The sequence below is a fragment of the Actinomadura meridiana genome (assembly GCF_039537545.1).
In the GTDB taxonomy this organism is placed as follows: Bacteria; Actinomycetota; Actinomycetes; order Streptosporangiales; family Streptosporangiaceae; genus Spirillospora; species Spirillospora meridiana.
In genome coordinates, this window is the sequence record NZ_BAABAS010000011.1 from 111,588 (window position 1) to 126,158 (window position 14,571).

The window sequence follows — 14,571 nt, forward strand, 5'->3', positions numbered from 1 at the left end:
CTGTCGCTGTGTGTGCGACAGCGATCACGGACCGACAGAATAAAACAGCCTCTGAGCTGCCGAAACCCTCCACAAAAGATCTTTGTGTCCGGTCAGCCGCGAAACCGCATTTCGGAACTCGACGCGCCGGACGGCATCCACCCCGGTGATGAACCCGAGGGACCGGCGGCAGGGGCCCATTGGGGCCCATTACCCGGCGACGAGTTGCCCCCACCTATCCCGGCGGGAGCCGTCTTCCGTCGACGGAGACGAGGGGAACGACAAAAGGAGCAGCCATGGCTCAGCCGCCTGAACGGCGCGTCCGTTTTCCAGTCGCCGGGCCAGGGCGGCCGGAAAACGGCTGTTAAGGGGCCCCTTGTAAAGGACGGAGTCAGCCCACGACGGCGTTGAGGCGTTCCTCGCGGAGGCGTCCGGCCCAGGAGTCGTCCAGGGGCTGGAGGTCGTGGCCCACCGCCCAGCGCAGGAGCAGGTCGGCCAGGCCGGGGTTGCGGACGAGCGCCGGGCCGTGCATGTAGGTGCCGAGGACGCGGCCGCTGTAGGCGCCCTCGAAACCGTCGCCGTCGCCGTTGCCGGTGCCGTGCACGACCCGTGCGAGCGGGTGCGCGTTCTGGCCGAGGTGCGTGACGCCCTGGTGGTTCTCGAAGCCGGTGATGCGCGGGACGTTCAGCTCCGCCGCGACGTCGCCGACGATCTCGCCGACCGCGCGCTGCTCGCCGCGGGTGGAGCGGATGTCGAGCAGGCCGAGCCCGGGGACGGGCTGGCCCTCCTCGCCACCGAACTCGTGGCCGAGGAGCTGGTAGCCCGCGCACACCGCGAAGACCACCGCGCCGCTCTGCACGGCGCGGGCGAGGCCGCCGTCGCCGCGCAGGCGTTGCGCCGCGAGGATCTGCGGACGGTCCTCGCCGCCGCCGAGCAGGTAGATGTCGCCGTCGGCGGGGACGTGCTCGTCCGAGCGCAGGCCGACCGTCTCGGTCGGGATGCCGCGCAGCGCCGCGCGGCGCTCCAGGACGATCGTGTTGCCCTGGTCGCCGTAGGTGCTGAGCAGGTCCGGGTAGATCCAGACGATTTTGATGCGGTCAGACGACACGGCCGTACCTCGTTCGGATGGTCTGGAAGGCGGTGTAGTTGGCGATCACGTCGAGATGGCCCGGCGGGACGGCCATGACCGCCTGGTCGATGTCGTCCACGACCGTGAAGTGGACGTCGGCGGCCTCCAGCCGGGCGGCGAGGTCGATGCGGCGCTCGCCGGTGATCCAGACGGGACGGCCGCGCAGGATGCGGTAGTCGACGTCCCAGAGCCAGGACGTGTCGCGTCCGTCCGGCCCCTGCGCGTTCACCGACAGGGCGACGGGACCGGGCGCGGGTTGCAGGACGTCGAACGCCTCCAACCACCCGGCCGGGTTCTTCGACAGCAGGAGCCGGATCGAGCGGCCCTCGTGCTCGACCGTGGTGTAGCGGCCCGCGACGGACGTGACCTGCGACAACAGCGGCAGCGCCTGCTCGGGCGGGACGCCGAAGTGCGCGACGACCGCGAGCGCCACCAGCGCGTTCGACCGGTTCGCGCGGCCCGGCAGGGACAGCCCGGTGAGGCCGAACGTCCGGCCGTCCGGCGCGGTGATGAGCTCGCCCCGCAGCGTCCAGTCGGGGCGGGGACGGCGGAAGTGGCACTGGCGGCAGGCCCAGTCGCTGTCCTCGTCGGTGTCCTGCCGGTCGAGGGGGCCGCCGCACTCGGGGCAACACCAGGAGTCTTCGCGCCAGTGCTGGCCCGCCGCGACCCAGGTGACGCTCTTGGCGGTGGACGCGCCCCAGGTGACGAGCGGGTCGTCGCAGTTGGCGATGACGTGGCTCTGCGGGGACGCCTCCAGCGCGCGGCGCCACTTTCCGGCGAGCAGCCAGATCTCGGCGGCGCGGTCCATCTGGTCGCGGCTGAGGTTCATCAGCGCGATCAGGTTCGCACCCGTCTCCTTCAGCACGATCGGGACGTATTTCTCGTCACACTCCAGCACGCCGTAGCGGGCGGTGGGCGCGGACGCGAGCGCGGACACGTGACCGGTCGGCATGTTCGCGCCGAACGCGTTCGTGGCGACCTCCCCGAGCGGCGTCATCGCCGAGGTGATCAGCCGGGTCGTCGTCGTCTTGCCGTTGGTGGCGCTGACGAGGACGAGCTTGCGGTCCTTGGCGAGCCTGGTCAGCAGCTCGGGGTCGAGGCGGAGGCCGACCTTTCCGCCGATCACCGAGCCGTCCCCGCGGCCCGCCATGCGGGACATCCTGGCGGCCGTACGACCGAGCGCGACGGCCAGCTGCGAACGCAGCGGAAGATCGCTCATGGACTCCGTCTTCTCTTGATGCGCTGGCGAACCGCTCCGAGCCTAGCCGTTGCGCGCACCGCTCCGGGCTCCCCCACCGGGCTTGCGGGCGTTCCCCGGCATGACCAGGGGCTTGTGACCATCATCACAGGTGGGCGGGGTAAACCAGCGGGAGCAATCTTGACCCGTACCGAGATGACGTGATTTGGTGCGGCCTTCGACTGCGGTGTGCCAGATTCCCATCCACACGCCCGAGAACGGCGTCACCCACTACTTTTGTCGTGAGCCCAGCAGGTTCGCGAGGACGCCACCCACGGCGGACAGCGCCCGCCGGGACGGCGGGCCCGATCGCAAGGCGTGGGCAAGCGGCTATTAGGCGAGGTCTAGCTATGCAGTGTCCGACGTGCGGGAACGACACGCCCGGGACGCTCGGCAAATGTTCGCACTGTGAGGCGCCGATCGACGTGTACTCGGCCGCGCCCATCCTGTCGGCGCCACCGCCGCCCACCGGCACCGTCGACGCCTTCGAGGACCGGACGATGCGCGTGCCGCCGCCCGCGCCGTCCTGGGCCCCCGAGACCCCGCCGCCGGTGACGCCGGACCTCGCCATGCCGCCACGACCGCAACCACCGTCGCAGCAGCCGCCGTTGCCGCCGCAGTCGCAGTCGCAGTCGCCGCAGCAGACGGCGCCCGAGCCGCTGCGGCTCTCTCCGGAGCCCGTCGACGCGCCGACACCGCCCGCGATGCCGATGCCGCCCGCGGCACCGCCGACGCCGCCGACACTGCAACCGTCGACGTCTTTCGACCTTGAGGACACCGCGTCCTGGACGTTCAACCCCGACGAGGACGACCCGTCCGGCGGGTTCAGCGCGCCGCCCGCGTCCGCGTGGTCCGGTGCTCAGCCCGCGCTTCCGGCGCCCGGTCCGGTGTCGCCCGCGCCGAGCTCGTTCGGGTTGGAGCCGTTGCCCGAGCGTCAGGAGTCGATCGTCCCTGACTCCTGGTTCGCGCAGCCGCGCAAGCCCGACGTGCAGGACGCCGACGCGACGCAGATCGCGGGGCCGATGGGCTTCGGCGGCGACCCCGACCACACGCGGATGGATCCCGGCGCCGGGATGGGCGCCCCTCCGCACCTCGGCGGGCCGCCCATGGGCCACCAGCCCCCGATGGGTCCGCAACCTCCGATGGGGCAGGGCCCGATGGGTCCGGGGCCCATGGACCAGGGTCCGATGGGCCAGGGGCTGGTCCCGATGGGTCAGGGTTCGACCGGGCTGATGCCGATGGGGCCGGGCGGGCCCGGAGATTCCGCGTTCGGCGGCGGCTACCCGCCGCCCGACCAGGGCCGCGGTGGACCGAACAAGCCGCTTCTCGCCGCGGTCGCCGCGCTGGTCACGATCGCTGTCGGGTCCATCGTGTTCGTCGCGTGGCCGTCCGGTGACGACTCGTCCGGCGGCACCGATCCCGATCCGACGACGTCCAACCAGCAGGTCGCGCAGAAGAACCCGATCCCCGAGGAGACCAAGCAGCAGGCCACGGCACTGAACGCCCTGCTGAACGACAGCGTCGACACCCGCCGCATCCTCGCCGGGGCGCTCGGCCGGGCGGGCAAGTGCAAGACGCTGCCGCAGGCCATCCAGGGGTTCCAGACGGTCGCGCAACGCCGTCAGAACCAGCTGAACCGCACCAAGAACCTCAAGATGGACAAGCTTGGGAAGAACGGCGAGCGTCTCCGCGCGTCGCTGGGGCAGGCGCTGACGGCGTCGTTGCAGGTCGACCAGGTTCTGCTCCAGTGGGCGCAGCAGAACCAGCAGAACTGCCACGGCAAGCCGCGTCCGAGCGCCGCACAGGTTCCCGGACGCGCGGCGGGCGAGCGCCGGGCGACGGCGGCCAAGAAACGGTTCGTCGTCCTGTGGAATCCGGTCGCCAAGGACACCGAGCAGCCGCAGCGGAGCTGGAAGCGGGTCTGACGGCCGGTCACGACCCGGTTGCGACCTTGGGACGGACCGTCCTCACCCCGTGACGGCGCAGTATCTTTGCACCGTCGACTCAGGGGTGGGGGGGCCGTCATGCGGTGTCCGGGCTGCGGATACGACACGACACCGGCGTTGCCACGGTGCACGCGGTGCAACGCGCTCCTCAACGCTCCCGGCGGTCACGAATCGGCCCCGTACCAGGCGCCGTCTCCGTACCAGCCGCCGTCCTCCTACCAGCCGGTGTCCCCGTATCCGCCGCCGATGCCCCCGCCGTCCGATGAGGAGTCGACCCGGCTCGCGCCCGAGCCGTGGTCGGAGCCCGCGATCTGGCAGCCGCCCGCGCCGCCGAGGAAGAGCAAGACGCCTTACGTCCTGGCGGCGGCGGGCACCGTCGCCCTCCTGCTGCTGGCCATCGGCATCGTGTTCTGGCCGAAGGGCGGGTCGGACCCGTCCGCCGACCCTGCACACGGCGGCGCTGGCGGCGGTGCCGCGTCCGCGCCGCAGACCCGGAGTGAGACACCGAGCGGTGATCTCGACAAGCAGGCCGGGGCGGTCGACGCGCTGCTCACCGAGATGGCCACGACCCGGACCGAACTCGGCACGGTCGTGGTCGGCGGGTGCGAGACCGACGCCCTGACGCGCGTCCTGGACGCCCGCCGCGCGCAACTGGAGAAGGCCCGCGCCCTGGACGTGAGCGCGATCACCGGCGGCACCGAGATGCGGGACGCGCTCGTCCGCGCGCTGGAGGCGTCCAGCGAGTCGAACCAGCGCTACGTCGACGTCTCGCCAGGCTGCCCGTCCGACAGCGAGGTCGCCGACGTCAACCAGCGGGCCAGCGACGCCAAGGACGAGTTCATCGGCCTCTGGAACCCGGTCGCGCAGCGGGCGGGCCTCCAGGTCCGCACCGCCGACGACATCTGACGGCGAGGTCTCCGACCTGGAGAGGCGCGGCCAAGGCTAACGGTCGGTCACTCGGCGTCGGCGGCGCGACCGAGGAAGGGGAGCCCGGCGGCCGGGTTCTCGAAGGGCGCGACGAACCGTTCGAACCAGCTCAGGACGGGTTCCAGCCACGCGTCGACGCGCATCGTCTCGGCGACGTGGTCGATCTGCTCGTCCTCCTCGAAGCCGATCGCGACGACGGGCAGGTCGGCGTGGAAACCGGCGTTGTCGTCGTCGCCGTAGAGGGCGGTGAGGGCGAGCGGACGATTGCGGTCCAGCTCCATCGACAACGGGTGGCGGCGCAGGGCGCGCAGGCGGTGGCCGAGCTTCGCGTCCGGTGGCTGCTTCAGACCGGGAAGCTGGTAGTCGAGCGGCGGGGCGGGCGCGTGCTTGTCGGGGGCGTCCCCGCCGTAGGGGAAGATCCGGTCGAGTTCGTGCAGCCATCTGACCTGCGGGATGACCCAGGTAGGGCCGGGCGCCGTGCCGGGCGCGCCACCGCCGAGAAGCCGTCCGGCGACCTCCGCGACGGCGGCGGTCAGCTCGGCGGGCGGGTAGGCGGTGCGCAGGGCCCACGACCGCCGCGACACCGTCCGTTCCAGGACGGTCGCGAGCGCGCACTCGCGCAACCTCGGCGCCAACCTGGACCAGGCGCGCGCCAGCTCCGGCGGGACGGCGGGCAGCGGACGGTTCACCACATGCGCGAGAACGAGCGTGTCGGCCCACAGCCGCAGCCATGCCCATTCGGGATTCCCGGCGACGAGGTCGGCCTCCCGCAGCTCGTACAGGGTGCAGGCCCGTCCGGAACGACATTCGCATCCGCAGGCGGCGGAGCGGCGTCCGTCCACGGGCGGCGGCGGGCCCGGCAGCACCGCCTCCCGCCCTTCTCCCAGTGGGACGCGGACACGCAGCGGACGGTCCATCCCGTCGGCGAACACGGCCGCGACTCCCGGACGCAGCGACACCACCTCGCGGGACTGGTCGTCGTCCAGGTTCATCGCCGCGCCGACCTGGTGCCGGTCGTCGAACGCGGGCAGCCGGTGCACGACCTTCAGCGCCGTGTTCTTGATCACGTCCGGGACGAGCTTGGTCGGGATCTGCTCGGCGACGATGATGCCCTCGCCGTAGGCGCGGATCTCGGCGAGCATCCCCGCGAACAGTTCGACGGCGTGCGAGCTGGTGCGCTCCGGGCCACGGTTGCGGAGCAGGCGGTGCGCCTCCTCGATCACGATGACGTGCCGCAGCGCCGAACCACCAGCGTGTACCGGGGGGTGTGGGGGGTCGTCCCCCCACAAAGTACTCGTGCGGTCGCGGCGCCGCTCGCGCATCCGCAGGTGCTCGACGATGCGGATGATGAGCGTCCCCATGAGGAACGCCTTGTCCTCGTCGTTGGCGACGTCCTCGATGGCGAGGACGATGTTGTCGCGGAGCATGCCGCCGATGTCGGCGGGGTGGCCGCCCTCGAAGAACCGTCCCGCCGAACCGATGCGCAGGGAGCGGAGCCGCACGTCGACGAAGCCCTGCACGTCGGCCATCAGTTCGCGGCCGTAGCCGACGTCGGAGATGACCTGGAGCGCGGCGTTCTGGAGCTGCTCCAGCGTCGGGACGGCCGGTTCGATGAGCGAGCCGGGCACGCCCGCGCCGGTCACCACGTCCCAGCCGTTGTTCTCGTACACGCGCTGAAGCGCCTGCGCCATGATCTGCGGGAACGGCTCCTCGGCGTCGAACGCGGCCTGGAACAGCGCCCGCACCATGTCGATGTGCGCCTGCACCGGATACCCCGGCTCGGGCGCGAGCGGATTCACCGACAGCGGCACCGATGCCTGGTCGGACGGGTTCACGACCGTGACCGGGCCGCCGAGGTCCTCGATGCGTCCCGCCATCGCCGCGTACTCCGACTTCGCGGGCTCGATCGCCAGCCACGGGATGCCCGCGCGGGTGAGCTGCTCCAGCAGATGCCGGACGGTCTGCGACTTCCCCGCCCCGGTGGACCCCGTCACGAACACGTGCCGGTTGATCGTCGAGCGGGGCACGGTGAGGCGGCCGACCTCGCGGTCCTGGCCGTCCAGAATGGCGCCGAGTTCGATCTGCGCCTCCCGTTCGTCTCCGGCGCCGGTCTCGGACGTGACGTCGAAGTACCCGGCGTCCAGCACCCGCAGCCCCGGAACCTCACGGCGCGGAAGCCCGGCCAGCGCGGCGAGCGCACCAGCCGTCGCGACGAACGGAAACCGCTGCTCCGGTTCGGCGACCGACCGCGCGGGCCCGGCCTCGACCTCCGGCCGCAGCATTCCGGTGAACGAGCCGCCGCCGCGTCCCGACCGCAGCCGGTACGGGTGGTGCCCGAGTTCCATCGACCCGACCAGCACCGGGGCGATCTGTCCCAGCTCGTCCGCCCTGGCGGCGCCCGCGACGACCCTGACCTGCCACAATCCCGCCTCGCGGAAGGCGTCCAGCTCGGCGAGCCGCTGATCGGCCCGGGCGACCGCGAGGCGCGCCTGCTCGTCCTCGCCCCGCCTGAGCATCCGCAGCTCGTGGTGCAGCTCCCGCATCTCGACGTCGATCATCCGCTCGTCACACGGATCGGCGACCACGAACCAGCCGAACGGCCGCTCCATCAACGTGACGAGCGTCGCCTCGAACAGCCCTGGACCGGCCTCCGCCCGTCCGACCTGCGGGGCAAGGCGCCCGGGACACCGCGTCCACACCATCCGCTCGGCCCGCCGCACCCACTCGTCCCCGATCGGCACGCCCCGCGCCCCACTCGGAAACAACAACCCCTGCGCCTCGCCGCCCTCCCGGGGCCCGCCGATCGGCCCGGCGTTTGTGATCAGCTCAAGCGGCGCCCCGCCACCCGCCGACAACCACCCGACGACGAACGACCGCCCCGACCGTGCCGCCGACAACGCCGCGGGCAACACGCTCACGAAATCCCACTCGGCGGACGCCTCCCGCTGCGGCACCGGAATCGCCTGAATCCGATACCACGGCCCTGCCAACGCGGGCGGCTGAACGTCCCGCGTCACGGGCGGCGCAGCACGGTACGGCGGCAACGAACCAGGGGGCGAAGTCACCCCAGCATCCTTACCGCACACCCGCTCCCACGCCAATGCACATCGGCACAGAAGGCGATCAGGCGGGAGGGTCGGCCTTGTGTTTGCCGTTCGCGCGCAGTGGCGGGACCGTCCGGACGGGACGTGGCGCGGCGCCGCGCGGAAGGGCATGACGGGCGCGGGACGGCTGAACGAGGCGCGGCGCTGGAACGTCCTGCGGCGCGGGCTCTGGAACCACGGCCGAAGCGTCCTTGGACGGTGGCTCCTCGGGCGCCTCGGGGCGGGTCTGTTGTTCGCGGAGGTACTCCTCGAACTCCATCGAGTGCGCGGTAGGGAGCGTGATGATGCCCGGGTTGGCGTCGACGAGGAGAATGCGGCGGCCCGTCGTGGCGGAGTGCGTGAAGACCATCGCGGTCTGCGGGAGTTCCTGGAGTTGCGGCGGCTCCACCATGAGTTCGCGGGACCGCTGCTTGCCGTTCGTGTCTCGGGGCGCGACCGTGCGACCCCACGCCGTCGCGGAGCTGATGCCCTCCACCAGGGCCGAGTCGTCGGCGGCGGGCGCGGGGAGCGGCGACCAGGCCGGGTCGGTGAGGCCGTCGCCGCGCGGACGCGCGTACGCGACCGTGCTGGCGTAGCTCTCCGCCGCGACGTCCAGCAGCGTCTCGCCCGCCGCGTCGGTGATCTCGGCGACGATCAGCGGCTGCCCGGCGCCGATGTGCTCGGCGGCGACGCGGGCGTCCTCCGGGTTGCCGAGCCGCATGAAGCCGACGGCGGCGTGGCCGCGCCGTCCGAGCCGCTCCCTGACGTGCCCGGGGATCGACCGGTACATCAGCACCAGGCCCGTCCCGGTGGCCTCGCAGGCGTCGATGAGACGGTCCAGGACGTCGCCGCGCAGCTTCTCCGCGCCGCACAGGAAGAGCGTGTGGTCCCAGCGTCCGCCGGGCGGGGCCTCCCTGATGCGGTGGGTCAGCGCGGTCGTGACGTAGGTGCCGAGGACGCGGTTGGTGAGGACGCCCGCCCGCCGGTCCATCGACACCACGTGCAGCCGGGACGGCGGGAGCCGCACCTGTTCGGTGGCGAGCTTGTCCAGTTTGCGGAGTTGTGCCTCCAGTGCCCATGCGCGGCGGACCACGATCCGGTCGGTGGCGTCGCGGCCGAACAGCGTCGCGATCCGTTCGAGCTGGTCGTCGGTGAGCAGGCCCTTGCGCAGGTCGTCGCGCGGGTCGCCGACCTGGGCGAGGACGCGCAGCGCCGCCGTGATGCGCGGGATCGTCGCGTCCGGGCCGAGGACCTCGATGATCCGTTCCAGGATCGAGTTGTCGAACGACAGGTCGCGGGTGCCGCCCTCCTCCTCGCCCGCGCCGACGACCAGGGACAACACGTCCGCGAGCGCCTCGGTGTTCAGGCCGCGGGTGACGTCCAGGCGCGGCAGGTCGGCGGGCAGCACCCACACCAGCGGGTCGTCACCGCGGTCGGCCGCGACCCGCAACAGGTCGTGCGCGACGGCGCCCTCCGACAGGTCGATGACGGTGAGCCGCGCCCCCACGGCGAGCCTGGCCGCACCCATCGTCGTGACGGCCGCGGACCATCCGGCGAGCGTCCCGCCGACGACGTCCACCCGATCAACACCAGGCGGGACGGCGACCGGGTACCACTCGCGCTGCGCCTCGTAGGCCGTCCGCCGCCGCTCCCAGTCGGCCCGGGCCTCCGCGTACGCCTTCTCCGCCGCGTCGCGCCGCCGTCGCAGGGCCGCGTACTCGCGTTCTTCCGCGTCCCGCTCCTGCGCTATTCGCTGCCGGACGCCGCACTCGTCCCGCCACAACGCGCCGCCCGTGATCCCGAGCACAACGGTGAAGGCCAGCACCGCCAGCCCCGCGAACGCCCACGGGATCACACCCAGCAGACCGCACAGCAGAACCACCACCACGACGCTGAGCGTCCCGCCGAACACGATCCGCAGCGGAAGCGCCGCCATGTGCTCGTGCGGCCGCCGCCCGGGCGGGAGCACGGGCGTCCGTTCGGGCGGCTCGGGACGGCCCGGAGGCGGCCCCGGATCGGGGTGCACCTGCGCGTACCGCCAGCCCACATAGACGCGGTCGGGCTGTGTGAGCCGCGCCATCGCGGAACCGCTCGCCATGTCCGTCACGTCGAGAGACCCCTGGGAGTCGCGGGAATGATTGGAACGCCTCGGGGTGGCCGGGTTGGTTTCCTACCTAGGTGTACACAGCACAGGGTAAAGAGCTTGCCGCGTCCCCGCGTCGCGTTCAATGGAACAGGGCCACAGATCCCCGACTCCGTCCGCCAATTCGGTCACCGAGCCAACCTGCGGGAAAGATCGGACACGCCCCGCCCCAACCCTGACCACATCCGGCCACTTTTGGTGCGATGAGACGGTAAGGTCCCGATGTTCCGCAGACGTCGACCGAGCCAAGGAGCCCGTGTGTCGCTGACCGGACGGCCACTCGCCTGCCTGCTGATCGTGGCCGTCGCCGCCGTCCTGGCGACCACCGTCTGGAAATGGGACCGACTCGCCGGCCCCGGCACCCGCCGCCTCACCAGCCGCCTGGCCGCGCTCCTCCTCTGCCAATCCCTGGTCACCCTGACCGCGCTCACCATGATCAACCGGCACTTCGGCTTCTACGGCACCTGGAGCGAACTGGTGGGCGCGGCCGGCGTGGGGAGCGTGCACCTCGTCCAGGACCAAGGCCGCGGCGGGACGGCGGCGTCCTCCACCCTGATCCGCCGCGACCCCGACCTCACCATCGGAACCCGCCCAGACCACGACGGCAGACTGGACACCGTCGACATCCGGGGCATCCGCTCCGGCCTGCACGCCAGGGCCTACGTCTACCTCCCACCCCAGTACTTCCAGCGAGGCGCCGAACGCCGCCGCTTCCCCGTCGCAATGGCCTTCAGCGGCTACCCGGGCGCCCAACGCAACCTCATAACCCAGGTCAGACTCCCACAAACAGCAAGAGAAGAAACACGCGCGGGACGCGCCCAACCAACGGTGTACGTAATGCTCAGGCCATCCATGGTCCCCGGCCGCGACACCGAATGCACAGACGTCCCCGGCGGCCCCCAAACCGCGACCTTCTTCACCCAGGACGTCCCAGAAGCCATCCGCTCCACCTACCGAGTCTCAGAAACCCGCAAAGGCTGGGCGACTGTCGGCCTCTCAACAGGCGGCTACTGCTCCCTAAAACTAGCCATGCGCCACTCGGACACATTCTCCAAAGCAGCCTCAATCTCCGGCTACTACAACGCAATCAAAGACATCACAACAGGCGACCTCTACGGCGACAGCCAACAGGTCCGCAACGAAAACGACCTCGTCTGGCGCCTCCAAAACCGCCCCCAACCCCCCATCTCAATCCTGGTCACCACCACCAGATCCGAAGAGAACCACAAAAACAAGACCCAAAACTTCCTCTCCCTGGTCAAACCCCCCATGCAAGCATCCTCCCTAATCCTCGAAAAAGGCGGCCACAACTTCCAAACCTGGCGCCAAGTCCTCCCCCAAGTCCTCCACTGGCTAACCCAAAACCTCACCCCCTGAACCCCCTCAGGGGCCACTCACGAACCTGTTGATCAAGATCGTTACACTGCGCCGACATCCCACCCGTCTAGACACAGGCGGTCCGCGCGAACCGGCCCCTTACTCCCCACCAGAATCCGCGACGACTGGCGGGATCTGGATTTATCTTGGCCACGGGTTCAGCCCTGGGTCCGAGTACAAACATTCCAGCGGGTGAGCCGAACAAATCGCCAACTCCAACGCTTCTTCAAAACTGGAACCCATTCTCCAAATCCAGCCAAGGCCGGAGGCAACCACCGTCCCGCCATCCTCAATGAATACACTCGAATAGCTGAGCCATTCACCGATCGGAGAGTAATTCCCACCCAGAACCTCTTCGATCTCTGTGGCCATACCCCGATGGCCAGATCCGGCCCGGAGCGGATCGAAACGAAAAGGGTCATCGTTGATAAAGTTCGGTCCCGATTGAACGATCGGTTCAACCGTCAATCCCCCCAAGGGGCAATATCCACATTTCTCTGGGGGTGCCAGCCAGAGTTGTGAAGCGCCTGCACAAAGTCGGCACGCAGTGAGTTGAATTTTATCATCTACCTGGTGATACCCAGTTCGTCCAGCAACCGTCCGCAGGCAGCACAAGCCCTGCCCTGTTCGCCATGGCCAGTCACATTCAAGTTCGGCATGGAGTTGTTCTCCGAGATTATCCTACGCATATGCCCTCCTTCGGTGATCGTGGCTAGGCGCCTGGTCGGGATTCACCTGGCCTCCAGGAGCGGGGGCAGCTCGGCGATATGACCGATCAGCAGCGCACCGTCTGGCAGATGCTCACCGGGCCGCAGCCCGCCGGGTCGGACCAGGCACGCTTGCATGCCCGCGCGCATTGGTCCGGCCACGTCATCGGCGATGCTGTTCCCGACGAACAGCACGTCCCGGGCCGGACACCGCGCAGCGGTGAGAACCAAGTCGTAGAACAAGGGCTCGTCCTTGGCCACATTCAGCGAGTACGAGATGAGGCCCACCGCGAACAGCTCATGCACGCCCGCCACCTGAAGCGCTGGCCAACGGGTCTCTGGTGCCAGCGCATTCGAGGCCAACAGCAGACGCACTCCCATACGGGACAGCTCGTGCAGCGCGGCGGCAGCCCGCTGTTCCACTCTCTTCTGGCCAAGAACACGGTCTTCATGATCGGTGCTGATCGTGCCGCCGAAGTCCAGCGCGATCGTCCGGCATCGCACCCGCGTGGGCAGTCCCTGCACGCCGCTCGTGCTGGGCTGATCGTCGGGTGTCAGGCGGTCCATGGTTCCTCCGCCGTTGACGGATCAAGGAGCGGCGCCGCCGTGAGCGGGGGCCCGGCGGCGCCGCTCCGGTCTTAGTCGCCCGCCTCCCGCTCGCGGTGGCGGGCGTGGGTGCGGCGGATAGTGCCGCTGAGGTAGAGCTCCTTCTCGGGCTCCTCGGCGCCCCTGACGTACTGCGACTCGGGGACGACGACCGAGTTCATCAGTACGTGGTAGGCCGCCATCGCACGCGCGAGATCGGTGCGGCCCGGCGGCTTGGGCGGCTCGAACGACTCGCGCGCCGTCATGACCTCGCCCCCGGCAGCGGCCTCAGCAGGGCCGTGACGGCCACGGCCGTGTCGATGATCCGTCCGGCCTCGGCGAGCGGCGCGCCCTGGTCAGTGAGGAACCACAGCTTGCCGCCGTCATCCCAGCGCGGGCGACACTGGATCATCGTCGTAAGCCGGAACCCCAGAGGATCTGTCGGCGCGATCACCGTCAGCCCCTTGTCATGCAGGTACGTCTCGAAGCCGCGCCCGGCAAGGTGGGCCTCCAGCCCGGCAAGGTGATCGCGGGGACTTGACCGCGCGCCGGAATGTTGCGTGCTCATGCCATCCCCAGCCCCGGTAGCATCGCCCGCGCGGTCGCCGCCGGGTCGCACACCGTTCCGAGCAGCACGCCCGACGTCCAGCCGTACACTCCACGGTGCGCCGTCACCCCGCGCCGCGTCCCGCCTTCAGCCATCGCAGAGACGGTCAGCCCGTACGCCTGGGCGTCAACACCGAGTGCCCGCAGCTCGTCCCGCAACGCGATGGCCGCATGACGGCACTCGATCCGATCGAGTTCGTCCAGAACCTCCCGCAGCCTGGCGAGCGAGTCCACCTCGACCGCCAGGTGACCGGCGGCCCCCGCGCACGCGGCGCGCCAGAGCAGGCTGCCGCTGCCGTTCTGGCGAACCCGCTTGATCGTCCAACCAGGGAACTCGTCGAACAGATCGGTGAACGTCGCGGCGTCGCCGTTCCGATCGGTGCTACCGGGTGGTGCCGAATTCGGTACCTTTTCCACAGCCGGACCTCGCTTCCGGTCAGGCCCCGGGGGCACGGTGCGCTAACACCGCCCGGGGTCGCTCCACGTGTCCTGCGACACCGTTCGCCCTCTACTGGACCGCGTCCGGCGTTAGCGTGGAAGGTGTAGTCCGTGGACCGCCCAAGCGGTCCACGCCCTAAAAGGGTGCACACCGGGCGAAACGGCGGGGAAGCAATGCCCGAGTCGTTCAGCGAAGTACTCCAGCGGCTCATGACCGAGCGCGGATTAGGTGTACGTGCGCTGGCCAGACAGGTGCCGTGCGACCCAACGCACATTTCCAAGCTTCGCCATGGCGGGAAGGCCCCCTCGGAGTCAATGGCCGCACGCCTCGACGAACTCCTCGACGGCGATGACCGACTTGTGGACCTCGTCCGGTTCACAGCGGACGCAGCCGACGGTGACGACAATGAGGAG

Annotated in this window: 11 protein-coding genes and 1 pseudogene; 4 read left to right on the forward strand and 8 right to left on the reverse strand. The window is 70.3% G+C overall.

Going from position 1 to position 14,571, the window contains the following annotated elements; translation table 11 throughout:
• Positions 1 to 370: 370 nt before the first annotated feature.
• Complete coding sequence (locus ABD808_RS20175) at positions 371 to 1,087, reverse strand: type 1 glutamine amidotransferase (protein ID WP_344898899.1); 717 nt, start codon at positions 1,085 to 1,087, stop codon at positions 371 to 373.
• Positions 1,077 to 2,327, reverse strand: a complete 1,251-nt coding sequence (locus ABD808_RS20180) for a MurT ligase domain-containing protein (RefSeq protein WP_344898901.1) — start codon at positions 2,325 to 2,327, stop codon at positions 1,077 to 1,079. Before ABD808_RS20180 ends, ABD808_RS20175 begins: the two co-directional genes overlap by 11 nt.
• Positions 2,328 to 2,695: 368 nt before the next feature.
• Here ABD808_RS20180 and ABD808_RS20185 point away from each other — a divergent pair, with 368 nt between their 5' ends.
• Positions 2,696 to 4,270, forward strand: a complete 1,575-nt coding sequence (locus tag ABD808_RS20185) for a hypothetical protein (RefSeq protein WP_344898903.1) — start codon at positions 2,696 to 2,698, stop codon at positions 4,268 to 4,270.
• A gap of 99 nt (positions 4,271 to 4,369) precedes the next feature.
• Entirely contained in the window at positions 4,370 to 5,197 is an 828-nt protein-coding gene (locus tag ABD808_RS20190) for a hypothetical protein (RefSeq protein ID WP_344898905.1), read from the forward strand.
• 47 nt (positions 5,198 to 5,244) lie between these two features.
• Here the strand turns inward: ABD808_RS20190 and ABD808_RS20195 are convergent, their stop codons facing one another.
• Together ABD808_RS20195 and ABD808_RS20200 are read right to left on the reverse strand one after the other, a co-directional pair.
• A complete protein-coding gene (locus ABD808_RS20195) occupies positions 5,245 to 8,172 on the reverse strand; it encodes an ATP-binding protein (RefSeq protein WP_344898907.1) in 2,928 nt (975 codons plus the stop codon).
• A 169-nt stretch (positions 8,173 to 8,341) separates the two neighbouring features.
• Positions 8,342 to 10,399, reverse strand: coding sequence for a hypothetical protein (locus ABD808_RS20200; protein ID WP_344899007.1), 2,058 nt, complete (start codon positions 10,397 to 10,399; stop codon positions 8,342 to 8,344).
• Positions 10,400 to 10,702: 303 nt separating this feature from the next.
• On the opposite strand from ABD808_RS20200, the gene ABD808_RS20205 reads away from it, so the two are divergent.
• Positions 10,703 to 11,821 carry an alpha/beta hydrolase gene (locus ABD808_RS20205; RefSeq protein WP_344898909.1) on the forward strand — a complete coding sequence of 373 codons (1,119 nt, stop codon included), beginning with the start codon at positions 10,703 to 10,705 and terminating at the stop codon, positions 11,819 to 11,821.
• Positions 11,822 to 12,552: 731 nt separating this feature from the next.
• Here ABD808_RS20205 and ABD808_RS20210 read toward each other — a convergent pair.
• The 4 genes from ABD808_RS20210 to ABD808_RS20225 all read right to left on the reverse strand — a co-directional run bounded on the left by ABD808_RS20210 (position 12,553) and on the right by ABD808_RS20225 (position 14,136).
• On the reverse strand, positions 12,553 to 13,095 hold the full coding sequence (locus ABD808_RS20210) for an HAD family hydrolase (RefSeq protein ID WP_344898911.1): 543 nt from the start codon (positions 13,093 to 13,095) through the stop codon (positions 12,553 to 12,555).
• Between the two features lie 71 nt (positions 13,096 to 13,166).
• On the reverse strand, positions 13,167 to 13,379 hold the full coding sequence (locus ABD808_RS20215) for a hypothetical protein (RefSeq protein ID WP_344898913.1): 213 nt from the start codon (positions 13,377 to 13,379) through the stop codon (positions 13,167 to 13,169).
• Positions 13,376 to 13,681: a hypothetical protein gene (locus ABD808_RS20220; protein ID WP_344898915.1), complete on the reverse strand. Its 306-nt coding sequence runs from the start codon at positions 13,679 to 13,681 to the stop codon at positions 13,376 to 13,378. Before ABD808_RS20220 ends, ABD808_RS20215 begins: the two co-directional genes overlap by 4 nt.
• Positions 13,678 to 14,136: a hypothetical protein gene (locus ABD808_RS20225; RefSeq protein WP_344898917.1), complete on the reverse strand. Its 459-nt coding sequence runs from the start codon at positions 14,134 to 14,136 to the stop codon at positions 13,678 to 13,680. The genes ABD808_RS20220 and ABD808_RS20225 overlap by 4 nt, the downstream gene beginning before the upstream one ends.
• A 195-nt stretch (positions 14,137 to 14,331) precedes the next feature.
• On the opposite strand from ABD808_RS20225, the pseudogene ABD808_RS38535 reads away from it, so the two are divergent.
• Positions 14,332 to 14,511 (forward strand): annotated as a pseudogene (locus ABD808_RS38535) (helix-turn-helix domain-containing protein); the annotation flags it as partial.
• Between the last annotated feature and the right edge of the window lie 60 nt (positions 14,512 to 14,571).